We start from the raw sequence: 16,637 nt of genomic DNA, 5'->3' as shown, positions 1-16,637 counted from the left end.
GCCGGCCCAGACAAAAGTAAGCAAAACGCTCTTGCCCCACCACTCGGCACCTCGCTTAGGCTCGGTGTGCCCGTAATCCGCCAGTGATTTGGGGGGCCGCCGCCACGCGCCATCCATGGCGCGGGGCGGCTAAACCGGCATCCCTGCCGGTTTACCCCCCAAATCCCTGTCGAATTCCGGCCAGCGTGGTTTGACGGGGCGCTTAAGATCAAAATCAAAAGCAGATCAAGAGCAGATCAAGAGCGACTCGCTTCGCATCGTGGTTACCGTCGGTTGCTACCGCCTATGCAGTGCTGTCGAGCCCCGTGCTGCGATAGGCCCGCATAAACAACTTCACCACGTCCTGCACATGCTCTTCGGCTTCTTGCGCGCTCAATTGTCCGCCGCAGCCATACAACAAGCGGAAGTTCGCCGTGCCCTTGAGCAGGCAAAAGAAGTGCTCCGCGGCTTTGAACGGTGTGTCGATGCTCAGGGCGCCGCCCTGGTGAATCTTGCCGAGCAGGCGCTCCATGCCTTGCAGCATGCGCATGGGGCCGGCGTTGAAGAAGATCTGGGAGAGTTTCACGTCCTGATTGCCGGTGGTCATCATCAGGCGATGCAGGTTTACCGACTCCTCGCTGTTGATCAGCCGATGAAAGCCGCGTGCGATGTTGAGCAACACCGTCTCGACGGGCATGCCTTCAGGAAGCTCGAAGTACATCACCGGCAACTGCTCTTCACATTTGGCCACCACCGCAGCGGTGAACAGCGTCTCCTTGTCGGTGAAGTGACTGTAGACCGTGAGCTTCGATACGCCGGCCGCCAGGGCAACGGCGTCCATGCTGGTGTTCGCATAACCCTTGTCCAGGAACAGCGATTTCGCCGATTCGAGGATTGCCTGGCGTTTTGCCATGTCCTTGGGACGCCCGGGGCTTGCGGTATTCAGAGGATTGTCGGACATTTTCACCTTTAATACTGGACTGGTGAGTTTGGTATTAATAACATACCGGCCAGTATAATTATTCCAAGCTCTATTTGCGAAAGGTCCTTCAGCATGCGCAGCGCTTTCCTGCCCCTTGCTTTGCCTGTCAGCCTGGTCTTCCTGTTGGCCGCGTGCGGCCATGAAGAAGCGGCCCAGACCACCGTACGTCCGGCCATGGTGGTGCAACCGCAGCCTTCGGCACAGGCGATGGACAGCTACCCCGGTGAGGTGCGTGCCCGTTATGAGCCGGACCTGGCCTTTCGTATCGGCGGTAAAGTCAGCAAGCGCCTGGTGGAGGAGGGCGAGCGGGTCAAGGCCAACCAGCCGCTGGCCGAACTCGACCCCCAGGACGTGCGCCTGCAACTGGAAGCGACCCGCGCTCAAGTAGCCGCTGCAGAGGCCAATCTCAGCCTGGTGCGTGCGGAGCGAGATCGCTACAAGACCTTGATGGACCGGCAGATGGTCAGTCGGTCGCAGTACGACAATTCCGAAAACCTCTATCGAGCCGGTGAAGCACGCCTCAAGCAGATCAAGGCCGAGTTCGATGTGTCGAGCAACCAGGCCGGCTACGCCGTGCTGCGTGCGCCTCAAGACGGGGTGGTCGCCAAGCGTGCGGTCGAAGTGGGGCAAGTGGTTTCCGCTGGCCAGACCGTGTTCACCCTGGCCACCGATGGCGAGCGTGAAGTGTTGATCAGCCTGCCTGAACAGGGCTTTGGCCGCTTCAAGGTCGGCCAGCCAGTGTCGGTGGAGTTATGGAGCCAGCCAGAGCAACGCTTTGCCGGGCGCATTCGTGAGCTGTCTCCCGCGGCCGATCCCAAATCCCGCACTTTCGCCGCGCGTGTGGCCTTCACTGGCGGCAAAGTGCCCGCCGAACTGGGTCAAAGTGCGCGGGTTTTCATCCAGGCCGACGATGTCATTGCGCTGTCGGTACCCTTGTCTGCCCTGAGTGCCGAAAACGGCGCGTCCTACGTCTGGCGTGTACAACCGGACAACACCCTTGAACGCACTCCCGTGCGCATTGGTGCCTTTGGCGAGAACACCGTACCGATACTGGAAGGATTGGCCGCCACCGATTGGGTGGTTGCCGCAGGCGTGCATGTACTCCATGAAGGCCAATTAGTGCGCCCGGTGGATCGCTCCAACCGTGTGGTTAATCTGGCGGCCAAGGAGTAGTCCCCATGGGTTTCAATCTTTCCGAGTGGGCGTTGCGTAATCGCCAGATCGTACTGTTCCTGATGATCCTGCTGGCCGTGGTTGGCACCTTGTCCTACACCAAGCTGGGGCAAAGCGAAGACCCGCCCTTTACCTTCAAGGCCATGGTGATCAAGACCAACTGGCCCGGGGCCACGGCCCAGGAGGTATCGCGCCAGGTCACCGAGCGAATCGAGAAAAAACTCATGGAGACTGGTGAGTACGAACGCATCGTGTCGTTCTCCCGCCCAGGTGAATCCCAGGTCACCTTTATTGCCCGTGATTCGATGCGTTCGGCGCAGATTCCCGAGCTGTGGTATCAGGTGCGCAAGAAAATCAGCGACATCCGCCACACCTTGCCGCCGGATATCCAGGGGCCGTTTTTCAACGATGAGTTCGGCACCACGTTCGGCAATATCTACGCCCTGACCGGCGACGGATTCGACTATGCCGTGCTCAAGGACTACGCCGATCGCATCCAGATCCAGCTGCAACGTGTCCCGGATGTGGGCAAGGTCGAGTTGCTCGGCTTGCAGGACGAGAAGATCTGGATCGAGCTGTCCAACCTCAAGCTCGCTACCCTCGGCTTGCCTTTGGCTGCGGTACAGCAGGCGTTGCAGGAACAAAATGCGGTGTCCACCGCCGGCTTCTTTGAAACCCCTACCGAGCGCGTGCAACTTCGCGTTTCTGGCAACTTCAAGACGGTGGAAGAGATCCGCAACTTTCCGATACGCGTGGGGGATCGCACTTTCCGCATCGGTGACGTGGCTGACATCCATCGAGGTTTCAACGACCCACCGGCACCGCGCATGCGCTACATGGGCGCAGATGCCATCGGCCTGGCCGTGGCCATGCGCGACGGTGGCGACATCCTCGTATTGGGCAAGGCCCTTGAAGCGCAATTCGCCCGCCTGCAAAAGAACCTTCCGGCAGGGATGGAGCTGCGCAAAGTGTCGGACCAACCAGCAGCGGTAAAGACCAGCGTCGGCGAGTTTGTCCAGGTACTGGCTGAAGCGTTGGCGATTGTTTTGCTGGTGAGCTTTTTCTCCCTCGGTGTGCGCACCGGCATGGTCGTTGCCCTGACGATTCCGCTGGTACTGGCGATGACCTTTGCCAGCATGTATTACCTGGGCATCGGCCTGCACAAGATTTCCCTTGGCGCCTTGGTCCTGGCCCTGGGCTTGTTGGTAGATGACGCGATCATCGCCGTGGAAATGATGGCGATCAAAATGGAGCAGGGCTACGACCGGCTCAAGGCTGCGAGTTTCGCCTGGACCAGTACCGCGTTCCCGATGCTCACCGGCACCCTGATCACGGCGGCGGGCTTCTTGCCAATTGCCACCGCGCAATCGAGCACCGGGGAATACACCCGCTCGATCTTCCAGGTGGTGACCATCGCACTGCTGGCCTCCTGGGTGGCAGCCGTGGTGTTTGTGCCGTACCTGGGGGAAAAACTCCTGCCCGACCTGGCGAAGATTCACGCCGCCAAACACGGTACCGACGGCCCGGACCCTTACGGCACACCCTTCTATCAGCGTGTAAGACGTCTGGTGGAGTGGTGCGTGCAACGGCGTAAAACCGTGATCGTGCTGACCTTGCTGCTGTTTATCGGCTCGGTTGCACTGTTCCGCTTCGTGCCGCAACAGTTCTTCCCGGCTTCCGGTCGCCTGGAGTTGATGGTCGACCTGAAACTGGCCGAGGGCGCTTCGCTCAGCAACACCGCCGAACAGGTCAAACGCCTGGAGGCGTTGCTCAAGGAGCATGCCGGCATCAACAACTATGTCGCCTACGCGGGCACCGGTTCGCCGCGGTTTTACCTGCCACTGGACCAGCAATTGCCCGCTGCCAGCTTCGCCCAGTTTGTGGTGTTGGCTAACACCATCGAGGAGCGAGAAAGCCTGCGCACCTGGCTGATCGAAACCCTCAACGAGCAATTTCCCGACCTGCGTTCGCGTGTCACACGGCTGGAGAACGGCCCACCCGTAGGCTACCCGGTGCAGTTTCGCGTGACCGGCGAGCACATCGAAGAGGTGCGCGCGCTGGCGCGCAAAGTGGCGGCGAAGGTTCGCGAAAATACCCATGTGGTCAATGTGCACTTGGACTGGGAAGAGCCAAGCAAAATCGTGTACCTGAATATCGACCAGGACCGTGCCCGCGCCCTCGGCGTGAGCACTGCCAACCTGGCGAAATTCCTGCAGAGTTCCCTGACCGGCTCCAGCGTCAGCCAGTACCGTGAGGACAACGAATTGATCGAGATCCTCCTGCGCGGCACGGTGCATGAGCGTAGCGAACTGTCGCGCCTGCCGAGCCTTGCCGTGCCCACCGACAATGGTAAAAGCGTGGCGCTGTCGCAAATTGCCACCCTCGAATATGGCTTCGAAGAGGGCATCATCTGGCATCGCAACCGCTTGCCCACGGTGACTGTGCGGGCCGATATCTATGGCAAGGAACAGCCGGCGACCCTCGTGCAGCAGATCTTGCCGACGCTCGCCGATGTACGTGCCGAACTGCCGGACGGCTACCTGCTGGAAGTGGGCGGCACGGTTGAAGATTCAGCGCGTGGGCAAAACTCGGTGAAGGCCGGCGTACCGCTGTTTATCGTGGTGGTGCTGACCTTGCTGATGCTGCAACTGCGCAGCTTTTCGCGCACGGCGATGGTCTTTCTCACCGCACCGTTGGGGCTGATCGGCGTGACCCTGTTCCTGCTGGTATTCCACCAACCCTTCGGCTTCGTCGCCATGCTTGGCACCATCGCGCTGTCGGGAATGATCATGCGTAACTCGGTGATTTTGGTGGACCAGATCGAGCAAGACATCAAGGCCGGCCTGGCACCTTGGCAGGCGATTATCGAAGCTACGGTCCGACGCTTTCGCCCGATCGTTCTGACGGCACTGGCGGCGGTGCTGGCGATGATTCCGCTGTCGCGCAGTGTGTTCTTCGGGCCGATGGCCGTGGCGATCATGGGAGGGTTGATCGTGGCTACGGCATTGACCTTGCTCTTTCTCCCGGCGCTTTATGCCGCGTGGTTTCGCGTCAAAAAGGACGCTGGATAATCAGGCTGTCATCTCGGTTGTCGGGGCGTAGAGATTACGCGCCCCGTCACCGTGGGCATGCGGCAGAATGAGCAATTTTCCTATGTGAGAGATAGGAAGCTCACTACACGGGCCTAGGAACCTTTCCTTATTGATTGCCACTCAATGTTACCTGGTTGGCAGGTACCTACTGCTCTTGCTCGTCGGCAGAAACAGTAGTGATTGGAATGAATTTAAGGAGTTCGCCATGTGTATAGCTAGTTTGAAGGCTTTTCTGCGTCCGCCCAGCAGGCCAAAACCTCCTGAAAAGTGTAAACCCAGCCCTCCTGAACGTTGTAAGCCCAAGCGCCCCGGGTATTGCAAACCCAAGCCCCTTGAGAGTTTCAGACCCAAACCTCCTGAGGAATGCAGACCCAAGCCTCCTGAGGAATGCAAACCCAAACCCCCTGAGTATTGCATGCCCAAACCTCCTGAAGAGTGCAATCCCGAGCCCCCTCCGAAGTGTTGCTACATAAAAACCGTTGAGCTGACGATTGTCATGAAGGCGGCCATAAATTACTGACTTTGAGGCTCTTTTTTGCGCAAACGCCTCGAGAATACGAGGCGCTTGTGGGGGGGGCAGGGCAGATCGGCAGGTTTTACAGCGCGCCAAACACCTTCTTGGCCAAGCTGGTAGCCGCAGCCGCTGGATTCTTGCGAATCGTTTCTTCCTGCTGCGCAATCATCTTGAACAAACCATCCAGGGCCTGCTCGGTCACGTAGTTCTCAACGTTGGCGCTCTTGGCGTCCACCGCGCCAAAGGCCGCGGCCTTGCCGGCGAGGGCGTTGTACTGCTGGGCCACGCCGACTTTGTCGGTGGCGGCCTTGACGATAGGCAGGAACTTGGCGCGAATCTCTTCACGGCTGCTTTTGTTCAGGTACTGGGTGGCGGAGTCCTGGCCACCGCTGAGAATGCCCTTGGCGTCGGTCACGCTCATGTTCTTCACAGCGTTGACCAGGATCGGCTGGGCCTGGGTCACGGCGGTTTCTGCTGCTTTGTTCATACTGGTTTCCAGCTGCGTGACCTGGTCACCCATGCCGAACATTTTCAACTTGTCGGCGACTTTGCCGAGTTTGCCCGGCAGGCCGATCTTCACGTCCGGGTTGTTGCTGAAACCACCGGGCGTCCCGAGCTGTTTCACAGCAATCTGTGCACCTTGGGTCAAGGCATCCTTGAGGCCGCCGCTGGCGTCACCCTGGGACAGGCTGCCGAGATCCAGGGCCATGGCGTTGGCGCCGAATAGCAAGCCAGCACACAGGGCGGTGAGGCGAAGAGATTTGCGGAGCATGGGCGCTTCCTTATGAAGTGGGAATGATCAGTGTGCAGCCGCATCCACGCGCAGGCGCAGCGGTTGTGGGTCCTGGCCGTTGAGCTGCACGGTGTGCCGCTCGGTGGTGATAAACAGTAGCTTGCCGTCCAGCTCGATGCGAGCGCTGACCGAGTATGTGTGGCCTGGCTTAACCTGGGCCGGGTCATAGCTCAGGTGAAACGGCAGCGGCACCTGGCCTTTGACCGGGCCTTTCTGTTCGGCGAGGGTCACGGCCGGGGCGTCCATCAGGGACACGTCCTGCAGGCTGACACTCAAGGTGGCGGCTGGCGGCAGGGCGATGCGTTGCAGGTAGAACACTTCGCCGTCGAGGCTGGCCTTCGGGGTTGGGGTCATCGAGTGGCAGGCTCCGAGCAGGGCGGTCAGGCCCAGGAGGATGAGTTTTTTCAAGGTGCGGCTCCTTTTCAACGGCGCCGGAATCCGCCCGGCGCCTCACTCAGTCTAGCGCTTTGCTTCAGGGTTGACGGCAACCGGTTCGGCCGCAGCCTCGGCTGCGCCGTCCACGCGGTGCAAGGCAACCTGGCGGATCGACAGGCGAATATCCGCCGGCAGTACGCGTTTGGCGGCGCCTTCGGCCAGTTCGCCGAGCAGGTCGTGATAGCCCAGCTTGCCGGCTTCATCGCGGCGCAGCACATCTTGCTCCAGCAACGTCTGGATAAAATGTCGGAAAAGACTCTTGTCGAAGAATTCCGGGGCATTGAGGCCGTGCAGGATCGACAGGCGCTGGGCCATGATCGTGCACAGGTCTTCCAGCTCTTCGGCGCTGATGCTGTTCTGGCCGCTGTTGAGCAGTAACGAGATCGCCATGTAGAAACGTTGCAGGGTCTGGGCGATGCTCTTGGACAGCAGCGTCAGCAGCACAAAGTGCCGCGAACTCGGCGCCGGGCGCAGGTATACGGCGTTTTCGAAACGCAGCAGGCCTTGTTCGACAAACGCGTCCAGCCACTGGTCGACCACGCTGTCCAGGTCCTCCAGCGACCACCGGATAAACAGCTCCGATTGCAGGTACGGGTAGAGCGCGTGGGTGTAGCGCAGGATCTGTTCGCGGGTCATGCGCGAACTGCTCTGGAAGAAGCTCGCCAGCAACGCTGGCAGGGCGAAGATGTGCAGCACATTGTTGCGGTAGTAGGTCATCAGGACGGCATTCTGCTCATCCAGATAAACGATTTTGCCCAGGGCGTCGCTCTGTTCGGACAACAGGTTCATGTCCTTGACGTGCTTGATCAGCGCCAGGCCATCGCCCTCCGGCAAAGTGGTATGGGGCGAGTAGGGCACACGACGCAACAGCGCCAGGTACAGGTCCAGCTGGCGGGCCATGGCCTGTTCATCCAGGGCCAGGCGGGTGGTGGACAGCAGGGCCAGCGCCACCAGGTTCACCGGGTTCACCGCAGCGGCTTCGTTCAAATGACGCGCCACCTGTTCGCCGAGGCGATTGGTGGTTTCGTTGAGCCAGGCCGGTTTGTAGTTCGGCCCCAGTTCCTGGGCGCGCCAGTCCGGTTGCTCGGCGTCGAGGAACTCCGCCAGCTTGATCGGCTCACCGAAGTTGACCGCCACTTGGCCGAAGCGCTGCTTGAGCGCGCCGACCACTTTGAAAATATCGAAGATCGACTCTTTCTTCTTGCTCGCGCCACGCAGTTCGCCCAGGTAAGTGCGGCCTTCGAGCACCCGCTCATAGCCGATATACACCGGCACGAACACGATGGGCATGCGCGAGGAACGCAGGAAGCTGCGCAAGGTGATCGCCAGCATGCCGGTTTTCGGTTGCAGCATGCGCCCGGTGCGCGAGCGGCCGCCTTCGACGAAGTATTCCACCGGGAAACCCTTGGTAAACAGGGTGTGCAGGTATTCGTTGAACACCGAAGTGTACAAAGGGTTGCCCTTGAAGGTGCGGCGCATGAAAAACGCACCGCCACGGCGCAGCAGGCTGCCGATCACCGGCATGTTGAGGTTGATGCCGGCGGCGATGTGCGGTGGGGTCAGGCCGTTCTTGAACAGCAGGTAGGACAGCAGCAGATAGTCGATGTGGCTGCGGTGGCAAGGCACGTAGATCACCTCGTAGCCTTGGGCCACCTTCTGCACGCCCTCGATGTTATTGACCTTGATACCGTCGTAGATCTTGTTCCAGAACCAGCTCAATACCACTTCCAGGAAGCGGATCGCGGTGTAGGTGTAATCCGAGGCAATCTCGTTGCCATAGCGCAGGGCCAGGGCCTTGGCTTTTTCCGGGGCGATCTTTTCGCGTTCGGCTTCATCCGCAATGGCTTGGCGTACCAGCGGCATATTGACCAGGCCCTTGACCAGATTACGGCGGTGGGACAGGTCGGGGCCGATCACTGCCGTCTTCAGGTTACGAAAGTGCACACGCAAGATGCGCTGGGCCATGCGTACGGTGCGTTCGTGGCCTTTATTGTGCTCGATCAATTCACGCAGGTTGATAGGCGCGGAGAATTGCACGCGGGTCTTGCGCCCCAGGATCAGGATGCTCAACAACCGGCGTAGACGCCCGGTGACCGCCCAGCTGTCGGCGAACAACAGCTTCCACGGGCTGGACTCGCTTTCGGGGGATTGGCCCCAGAACACACTGACCGGAATGATTTGTGCATTCTCTTCGGCGTGTTCGGTGAGGGTGTTGACCAGGCGCGTCAGGGTCGGCGGTGCACCGCGCTTGTCCTGGCGGCCGAGCCAATCCGGGTCTGGCGTGAGGTAGAAGAACGCCGCAGGCTCCATCAACGGCCCCACCGACACCGGCAGCACCGGACGTGGCAGGCCAGCCTTGGTGCACTCGGCATCGACCACCGCCAACTCGGTGAGGGAGGGTGATTGCAGGACGTAGAAAACCGGCCGGCTGCGGTCCAGGTTGAGGGTTAGGGACGACTGGTTGATCGTCTCCGAGCGAACCCAGAGGTACAACAGTCGGCGCAAGGTGCCAAACACCAGACGGCGGAACGGGGAGCGGGTCATAGGCGAGCTGCTTCAAGTGGAAAAAACCGAGCAGGCGCTCGGGCGGGTAGTGTGCCGTATTCGCCGAAAATCGGCAAAAAAGCAGCGATGTAAAGTTGAGTTGATGGTTTTTGAGCCTGTCTTATACTCGGCAGTTCAATGCGAGCGACTCAACAATAAAAAACCAGTGGGAGTGAACAGATGTCAACGCGCGAAACCGGCAATGTGAAGTGGTTCAACGATGCAAAGGGCTACGGCTTTATCCAGCGTGAGGATGGCAAGGATGTGTTTGTGCACTACCGCGCCATTCGCGGTGAAGGCCACCGTTCGTTGGCCGAGGGCCAGCAGGTGGAGTACGCCGTGGTGACGGGCGAGAAGGGCTTGCAGGCGGAGGATGTGGTGGGCCTGTAACAACTTTGTTTGATCGTTCCCACGCTCTGCGTGGGAACGCCTCTTGTGACGCTCCGCGTCACGCTTTGGGACGCAGAGCGTCCCAGGCTACTTTCCCACGCAGAGCGTGGGAACGATCTTCAGGCGGTCTTCCAAGTGATCTGCTCTTCACCGTCTTCGCTGATGCGAATCCAGGTGTCGGCACTTTCCTCACCTTCTTCCTCAACCCAGGTGCCCGGTGCGCAACGCACTTCGACGTTCAGCGCGGCAAACGCGGCGCGGGCGCAGGCGATGTCGTCGTCCCACGGGGTCTGGTCGCTTTCCAGGTACAGGCTGTTCCATTTGCCCACCGCCTTGGGCAGCCAGGTCACCGGCACGCTGCCGGCCTTGCACTTGTAGGTCTGGCCTTTCTGGACCCAGTCGGTACACGGGCCGAGTGCGGCGCCCAGCCAGGCAGCGATGGCCTTGTGATCGACGTCGGCGTCCTTCAGGTAAATCTCAATATCGGGTTGGCGCATGGATGTTCCTCGTTGCGGGATTCGAAAATCCATTCGCGGATGGGTGAACGTCAGTCATTGAAGCACGAAATAATCGTAACGCATCGACACCGTGACCTGCAGCGGCTCGGCCGCCTCGATCACCTCGTGGCGGCGCTCGGCACTGGCCCGCCAGCCGTGGGGCGTCATCGCCAGCAGGTTGGCGCGGTCCTGGGGTTCGGCCAGGCTCAGGGTGAATTCCAGGGTTTCACTGTGAGCAAGGCTCATACCGTCCGGCACCAGGGCCAGGTGTTTGTCGTCGGTGTACTCGCGTACCTCGTCGTAAAGACGCTCGCGCAGTTCCATCAAGTGGCCGCTGGTCGGGCCGACCTTCATCAAACCACCGCCGGGACTGAGCAGGCGCTTGGCCTCTTGCCAGTCCAACGGGCTGAACACGCTGGCGAGGAACTGGCAGCTGGCATCGGCCAATGGCACGCGGGCCATGCTGGCGATCAACCAGGTCAGCGCCGGGTTGCGTTTGCACGCGCGCTTGACCGCTTCCTTGGAGATATCCAGGGCATAGCCATCGGCGTGGGGTAGGGCCTGGGCAATTTGCGCGGTGTAGTAACCCTCGCCACACCCAATGTCGACCCAGCGCTGCGGTGCACGCTCGGCGGCCAGTTCGGCCAGGCGCTTGGCCACTGGCGCATAGTGGCCAGCGTTGAGGAAGTCGCGGCGCGCCTCGACCATGGCCAGGTTGTCGCCTGGGTCGCGGCTGTTCTTGTGCTGCACCGGCAACAGGTTCAAATAACCCTGGCGCGCGCGGTCGAAGCGGTGCCCGGCCGGGCACGCCACGCCATTGTCCACGGTATTGAGCGGTGCACTGCAAATGGGGCAGGCAAGCATCAGGCGAGCAACTTGATCAGGGTCTGGTAATAGATTTCGGTCAGCACGTCGAGGTCGCTGGCCAGGATGCGTTCGTTGACCTGGTGGATCGTCGCGTTCACCGGGCCCAGTTCGACTACCTGGGTGCCCAACGTCGCAATAAAGCGCCCATCGGAGGTACCGCCGCTGGTGGACGCCTGGGTCTCGCGCCCGGTGATCGCCAGGATGCTGGCCGACACTGCATCCAACAGAGCGCCTGGCTCGGTGAGGAACGGCAGGCCCGACAGCGCCCACTCCACGTGCCAGTCCAGGCCATGTTTGTCGAGAATGGCCGCGACGCGTTGTTGCAGGCCCTCGACGGTGGATTCGGTGGAAAAACGGAAGTTGAACACCGCCGTCAGGTCACCCGGGATCACGTTGGTGGCGCCAGTACCGGAGTTGAGGTTGGAAATCTGGAAGCTGGTTGGCGGGAAGAATGCGTTGCCGTCATCCCAATGCTCGGCAGCGAGTTCGGCCAGCGCCGGTGCGGCCAGGTGGATCGGGTTCTTTGCCAGGTGCGGGTAAGCCACATGGCCCTGTACACCGCGCACGGTCAAGGTGGCGCCAAGGGAGCCTCGGCGGCCGTTCTTGACCACGTCGCCCACCAGGCTGGTGCTCGACGGTTCGCCGACGATGCACCAGTCCAGGCGCTCCTTGCGTGCGGCCAGGCGTTCGATCACGGCCTTGGTGCCGTGGTGCGCCGGGCCTTCTTCGTCGCTGGTGATCAGGAAGGCGACCGAACCCTTGTGGTCCGGGTAGTCGCTGACGAAACGTTCCGCCGCCACCAGCATCGCCGCCAGGCTGCCTTTCATGTCCGCCGCCCCACGGCCGCAGAGCATGCCGTTGTCATCGATCAACGCATCGAACGGGTCGTTCTGCCAGGCCTGTACCGGGCCGGTCGGCACCACGTCGGTGTGACCGGCAAAACACAGCACCGGGCCTTCGTGCTTGCCGTGGGTGGCCCAGAAGTTGTCCACATCTTCGATGCGCATCGGTTCAAGCGCAAAACCGGCGTCGCCCAGGCGCTGCATCATCAGCTTCTGGCAATCGGCATCGATCGGCGTGACCGACGGGCGACGGATCAGGTCGATGGCAAGTTGAAGGGTCGGCGAAAGGTCGGCATGGGCCGTCATGGGGGGAACTCCGGAAATCGAGGCGGCGACGTTCTAACTGTAGGAGCGAGCTCGCTCGCGAAAAACTCAAGGGCACCGCGTGCATTCAGGATGCCCGCGTTATCGTTAACGATTTTCGCGAGCAAGCTCGCTCCTACAGTGATGGGTGTAAGGCACGCAAAAGGGCCGTTATCTTATAGCAAAACGGCGGCCAAGGGCCGCCGTTTAGTGCATCGCGTGACTTTTTACGCCGCCGGCGCAGCCTCAGGCGCCGTCGAAGGTTTGGGCAGCGACGACAAGAACGCCATGATCAGCGCCGCCACATACGGCAGCGACTGCACCAGCAACATCACCACCCAGAAGCGAATGTCATTGCTCGGCAGGCCTTGCACCAGGTAGATCCCCAGCGCCGCGCCCCATAGCAGCAGCATGATGAACATTTCTTCGCGGGCTTCGGAAATCGCCACCCAGAAGCCGTGGTTATCCGCGTTTTTCGGTGTACGAAAGAACGGAATGCTGCTGGTGAAGAAGCCGTACAACACCGCTTTGGCGATGGTATGAGACAGCGCCAACCCGGCCAGTGCCGCGCAGAACGCATCTTTCAAGTTCACACCTACCGCACGACGATAGAGGAAGATGATCTTGCCGACTTTGAACACAAACAACGCCAACGGCGGGATCGCGAAAATCAGCAATGGCGGGTCGACCCGAGTCGGCACGATGATCATCGCCGCAGACCACAACAGGGCGCCGACGGTAAAGAAGATGTTCATGCCATCGGCCACCCACGGCAACCAGCCCGCAAGGAAGTGGTAGCGCTGGCCACGGGTCAGTTCGGTGTCTTTACCGCGCAACAGGCTGGCGGTGTGGCGCTTGATGATCTGGATCGCTCCATAGGCCCAGCGGAAACGCTGTTTCTTGAAGTCGATAAAGGTATCCGGCATCAAGCCCTTGCCGTAGCTGTCGTGGTAGTACGCCGCCGACAAGCCTTTTTCGAACACGCGCAGGCCCAGTTCGGCGTCTTCACAGATGCACCAGTCGGCCCAGCCCAGCTCTTCGAGCACCGAGCGGCGGGTCATGGTCATGGTGCCGTGCTGGATGATCGCGTCACGGTCGTTACGGGTGACCATGCCGATATGGAAGAAGCCTTTGTATTCGGCGTAGCAGAGCTTCTTGAAGGTGCTTTCGTTCTGGTCGCGGTAATCCTGGGGCGACTGCACTACCGCGATTTTCGGGTCGGCGAAGTGCGGCACCATGTGCTTGAGCCAGTTCGGCGATACGCAGTAGTCCGAGTCGATCACTGCGATCACTTCGGCATCCTTGGCGGTGTGCGGGATCAGGTAGTTCAGCGCGCCGCCCTTGAAACCGGCCAGGGGCGCGACGTGGAAGAACTTGAAGCGCGGGCCGAGGGTTTCGCAGTAGTCGCGCACCGGCTCCCACACCGCCGGGTCCTTGGTGTTGTTGTCGATGATCAGGACTTCGTAGTCCGGATAGTCGAGGGCGGCAAGGGCGTCGAGGGTCTGCTTGACCATTTCCGGTGGCTCGTTGTAGCACGGCACGTGGATCGACACTTTCGGGCGGTAGTCCGAGTCGCCTTCCACGGGCAGGAATTCACGCCGGCGCTTGTGGGTCCACACCGCTTCTGCCAGCTCATGGGCTTCGGTCAGCAACACAATGAACACGCCCAGGGCGCCGAGTGCCAGCAACACACCGACCGTCACGCTGAACCAGGTGCTGTATTGCTGGCTGTAGTCGTAGCCGATCCAGACCAGCACCGACCCGCACAGGAACGCAATGAAGGTCAGGAAGGTACGGCCCCGCTGGCGCAGGGCCGAGCCGTCGATCATCAACAGGGTCAGGGACAGCAGCGCAAGCACCACCGAACCGATGGCCAGTACCCGCCATTGCGGAATCGCCACCACCGGGCCGTCAAAATTGAATTTCTGCTGGCGCGCGGCATTGAATACACCCCAATACGCACCCGCCGACCCTTCGTCGCTGACCTTCCACGGCTGGTCGAAGGCCTCGATCACAAAGTAGTTGTAACCCTGGCGGTTGAGCTTGTTGACCAGCGTACGCAGGTAAATCGCCTGGTCGGCCGGCGACGACTCATTGCCACCGCGCATACGGCCGTTGCTCGGCCAGCCCACTTCCGATAGCAGCAATGGCTTTTTCGGGAAGGCTTTCTTCAGGTCCTTGGCGCGGTCGAGAACGTACTGGCCGGCCTTGTCCATTGGGATGTACTCCCAGAATGGCAGGATGTGCGCGGCGATCAGGTCGACGTGCTTGGCCAGTTGCGGGTTCTTTTCCCAGATGTGCCATTGCTCGGAGGTGGTCACCGGGACTTTCACGGCGGCGCGCACGCGGTCGAGCAGCACGATCAGGGCGTCGGGGGTGATTTCTTCACGGAACAACGCTTCGTTGCCCACCACTACGCGCACGACACTGCGCGAGGTGTTGGCGATCTCGATAGCGCGCTGGATCTCCCGCTCGTTACGCTCAAGGTCCGGGCTGATCCAGATCCCCAGGGTCACGCGCAGGCCAAACTCTTCGGCCAGCTTGGGTATATCCCCCAGGGGGCCGTCCACCGAGTAGGTACGGATGTTGTCCGTCAGCTTGCTCATGATCGCAAGGTCCTGACGCATCTGTTCATCGGTAGGGTACTGGCCTTTCTGCGGGTACTGGCCTTGCTGGAACGGCGAGTAGGAAAAACCGGAGATCTGATCGGGCCAGTTGGGAGCGGTGACCGGGCGGTTGATCAGCGCCCAGAAACCGGTGAACAGCGCGGCAATTGCCAGCACCACCACCAGGTTGAGTCCAAATTTACGCGATGCCATGGTTATGTCGGGTTCCAAAGGGTGCGGAACGAAAGAGGTGTCGGCCTGCGCCGAACGGCGCGCATCCTACACTGGCGCTTCCCTGAGCGTACAGCAGACAGAGAAAAGCCGGACGTTAGTCTGCGAAACTCCATCTAAGTTCTTCACTTGTAACTTGTAGCTTAAAACTTGCCGCTCCGTAGCCCTATAATGCGCGCCGGTTTTTGGGGTAATGATGATGAGTACAGAAGATCCGCGGTTTGCAGGCGTCGCCCGCTTGTACGGGCTTGAGGGCCTGGAGCGCTTGAAAGCGGCCCATGTGGCGATTGTCGGCGTCGGCGGCGTGGGTTCCTGGGCGGCGGAAGCGATTGCCCGCTGCGGGGTGGGCGAGATTTCGCTGTTTGACCTGGACGATGTCTGCGTCAGCAACAGCAACCGCCAGTTGCATGCCTTGGACAGCACCGTGGGCAAGCCCAAGGTCGAAGTGATGGCCGAGCGTTTGCGCGGTATTAATCCTGAGTGCACCGTGCACGCGGTGGCAGACTTCGTCACCCGCGACACCATGGCCGAGTACATCACCCCGACTATCGACTGCGTGATCGACTGCATCGACGCGGTCAACGCCAAGGCGGCGCTGATTGCCTGGTGCAAGCGTCGCAAGATCCAGATCATCACTACTGGCGGTGCCGGCGGGCAGATTGACCCCACGCTGATCCAGGTATGCGACCTGAACCGCACCTTCAATGATCCGCTGGCGTCGAAAGTACGCTCTACCTTGCGCCGCGATTATGGCTTTTCGCGCACGGTGACCCGTCATTACAGCGTGCCGTGCGTGTTTTCCACCGAGCAACTGCGCTATCCCAAGCCCGATGGCAGCATCTGTTTGCAGAAGAGTTTTGTCGGTGATGGCGTGAAGCTGGACTGCGCCGGAGGGTTTGGCGCAGTGATGATGGTCACGGCCACGTTCGGTATGGTGGCGGCGACCAAGGCGGTGGACAAGATTGTGGCGGGAGTGCGCAGGCCGTCGGAGCGCATCAGACCCAGTTAAATCTCATTGCCGAACATAGATCCAGATTGTGGGAGCTGGCTTGCCTGCGATAGCGGTGTGTCAGCCACTGAAAATACTGACTGATTCGCCGCTATCGCAGCATAGGTATCTACACAACTTCGGCACGACGCTAAATCTGTGGCGAGGGAGCTTGCTCCCGTGACGGCCTGGCAGCCGACACAGATATAACTGATGCCCCGCGATCCAATGTGGGAGCTGGCTTGCCTGCGAAGACGGCCTGACAGTCAACACAGTTGGACCGTGTACATATCCATTCCTGCGGTAACGGCCACTTAGGGTTCCGCCCTGACGGCGGCTCACTTTCGAAAAGCGCAAAAGTAAGCAAAACGCTCTTGCCCCACCACTCGGCACCTCGCTTA

At 60.6% G+C, this 16,637-nt stretch carries 12 protein-coding genes; 4 read left to right on the top strand and 8 right to left on the bottom strand.

Features of this window, described 5'->3' with window-relative positions:
• Positions 1-283: 283 nt before the first annotated feature.
• Positions 284-940, bottom strand: coding sequence for a TetR/AcrR family transcriptional regulator (locus OC445_RS26450; RefSeq protein WP_034126815.1), 657 nt, complete (start codon positions 938-940; stop codon positions 284-286).
• Positions 941-1,033: 93 nt separating this feature from the next.
• Here OC445_RS26450 and OC445_RS26445 point away from each other — a divergent pair, with 93 nt between their 5' ends.
• Both OC445_RS26445 and OC445_RS26440 read left to right on the top strand, forming a co-directional pair.
• Complete coding sequence (locus OC445_RS26445; RefSeq protein ID WP_054897122.1) at positions 1,034-2,134, top strand: efflux RND transporter periplasmic adaptor subunit; 1,101 nt, start codon at positions 1,034-1,036, stop codon at positions 2,132-2,134.
• 5 nt (positions 2,135-2,139) lie between these two features.
• Positions 2,140-5,205, top strand: coding sequence for an efflux RND transporter permease subunit (locus OC445_RS26440; RefSeq protein ID WP_054897123.1), 3,066 nt, complete (start codon positions 2,140-2,142; stop codon positions 5,203-5,205).
• Between the two features lie 617 nt (positions 5,206-5,822).
• Here the strand turns inward: OC445_RS26440 and OC445_RS26435 are convergent.
• The 3 genes from OC445_RS26435 to plsB are packed head-to-tail and all read right to left on the bottom strand — an operon-like array spanning position 5,823 to position 9,512.
• Positions 5,823-6,512 (bottom strand): DUF4197 domain-containing protein, encoded by a 690-nt coding sequence (locus OC445_RS26435; protein ID WP_003189124.1) that lies wholly within the window; start codon positions 6,510-6,512, stop codon positions 5,823-5,825.
• 27 nt (positions 6,513-6,539) lie between these two features.
• The gene (locus tag OC445_RS26430; RefSeq protein ID WP_014717218.1) at positions 6,540-6,941 is read right to left on the bottom strand and encodes a YbaY family lipoprotein; all 402 of its coding nucleotides are present in this window, start codon (positions 6,939-6,941) and stop codon (positions 6,540-6,542) included.
• Positions 6,942-6,992: 51 nt separating this feature from the next.
• Positions 6,993-9,512: a glycerol-3-phosphate 1-O-acyltransferase PlsB gene (gene plsB / locus OC445_RS26425; protein ID WP_197884118.1), complete on the bottom strand. Its 2,520-nt coding sequence runs from the start codon at positions 9,510-9,512 to the stop codon at positions 6,993-6,995.
• Positions 9,513-9,692: 180 nt separating this feature from the next.
• Between plsB and OC445_RS26420 the strand changes: the two genes are divergently transcribed.
• Entirely contained in the window at positions 9,693-9,902 is a 210-nt protein-coding gene (locus OC445_RS26420; RefSeq protein WP_034126819.1) for a cold-shock protein, read from the top strand.
• A gap of 119 nt (positions 9,903-10,021) precedes the next feature.
• Here the strand turns inward: OC445_RS26420 and OC445_RS26415 are convergent, their stop codons facing one another.
• The 4 genes from OC445_RS26415 to OC445_RS26400 all read right to left on the bottom strand — a co-directional run bounded on the left by OC445_RS26415 (position 10,022) and on the right by OC445_RS26400 (position 15,230).
• Entirely contained in the window at positions 10,022-10,399 is a 378-nt protein-coding gene (locus tag OC445_RS26415; RefSeq protein ID WP_034126820.1) for a hypothetical protein, read from the bottom strand.
• Between the two features lie 54 nt (positions 10,400-10,453).
• Positions 10,454-11,263 (bottom strand): putative RNA methyltransferase, encoded by an 810-nt coding sequence (locus tag OC445_RS26410; RefSeq protein WP_054897127.1) that lies wholly within the window; start codon positions 11,261-11,263, stop codon positions 10,454-10,456.
• Positions 11,263-12,414 carry a succinyl-diaminopimelate desuccinylase gene (gene dapE / locus OC445_RS26405; protein ID WP_054897128.1) on the bottom strand — a complete coding sequence of 384 codons (1,152 nt, stop codon included), beginning with the start codon at positions 12,412-12,414 and terminating at the stop codon, positions 11,263-11,265. Before dapE ends, OC445_RS26410 begins: the two co-directional genes overlap by 1 nt.
• Positions 12,415-12,638: 224 nt before the next feature.
• Complete coding sequence (locus tag OC445_RS26400) at positions 12,639-15,230, bottom strand: glycosyltransferase (protein ID WP_181123843.1); 2,592 nt, start codon at positions 15,228-15,230, stop codon at positions 12,639-12,641.
• Between the two features lie 217 nt (positions 15,231-15,447).
• On the opposite strand from OC445_RS26400, the gene tcdA reads away from it, so the two are divergent.
• Complete coding sequence (tcdA, locus tag OC445_RS26395) at positions 15,448-16,257, top strand: tRNA cyclic N6-threonylcarbamoyladenosine(37) synthase TcdA (protein WP_373456461.1); 810 nt, start codon at positions 15,448-15,450, stop codon at positions 16,255-16,257.
• Positions 16,258-16,637 lie beyond the last annotated feature (380 nt).

Origin of the sequence: Pseudomonas sp. Pse35 (genome assembly GCF_024519715.1) — a bacterium.
Classification (GTDB): Bacteria; Pseudomonadota; Gammaproteobacteria; order Pseudomonadales; family Pseudomonadaceae; genus Aquipseudomonas; species Aquipseudomonas paracarnis.
Note: the sequence above shows the minus strand (reverse complement) of the source record. Positions and strands in the feature narration are given on the sequence as shown.

Coding starts and splice junctions, on each gene's coding strand:
- OC445_RS26450 (WP_034126815.1), bottom strand. CDS start 940: ATGTCCGACAATCCTCTGAATACCGCAAGCCCCGGGCGTCCCAAGGAC.
- OC445_RS26445 (WP_054897122.1), top strand. CDS start 1,034: ATGCGCAGCGCTTTCCTGCCCCTTGCTTTGCCTGTCAGCCTGGTCTTC.
- OC445_RS26440 (WP_054897123.1), top strand. CDS start 2,140: ATGGGTTTCAATCTTTCCGAGTGGGCGTTGCGTAATCGCCAGATCGTA.
- OC445_RS26435 (WP_003189124.1), bottom strand. CDS start 6,512: ATGCTCCGCAAATCTCTTCGCCTCACCGCCCTGTGTGCTGGCTTGCTA.
- plsB (WP_197884118.1), bottom strand. CDS start 9,512: ATGACCCGCTCCCCGTTCCGCCGTCTGGTGTTTGGCACCTTGCGCCGA.
- OC445_RS26420 (WP_034126819.1), top strand. CDS start 9,693: ATGTCAACGCGCGAAACCGGCAATGTGAAGTGGTTCAACGATGCAAAG.
- OC445_RS26415 (WP_034126820.1), bottom strand. CDS start 10,399: ATGCGCCAACCCGATATTGAGATTTACCTGAAGGACGCCGACGTCGAT.
- OC445_RS26410 (WP_054897127.1), bottom strand. CDS start 11,263: ATGCTTGCCTGCCCCATTTGCAGTGCACCGCTCAATACCGTGGACAAT.
- dapE (WP_054897128.1), bottom strand. CDS start 12,414: ATGACGGCCCATGCCGACCTTTCGCCGACCCTTCAACTTGCCATCGAC.
- OC445_RS26400 (WP_181123843.1), bottom strand. CDS start 15,230: ATGGCATCGCGTAAATTTGGACTCAACCTGGTGGTGGTGCTGGCAATT.
- tcdA (WP_373456461.1), top strand. CDS start 15,448: ATGAGTACAGAAGATCCGCGGTTTGCAGGCGTCGCCCGCTTGTACGGG.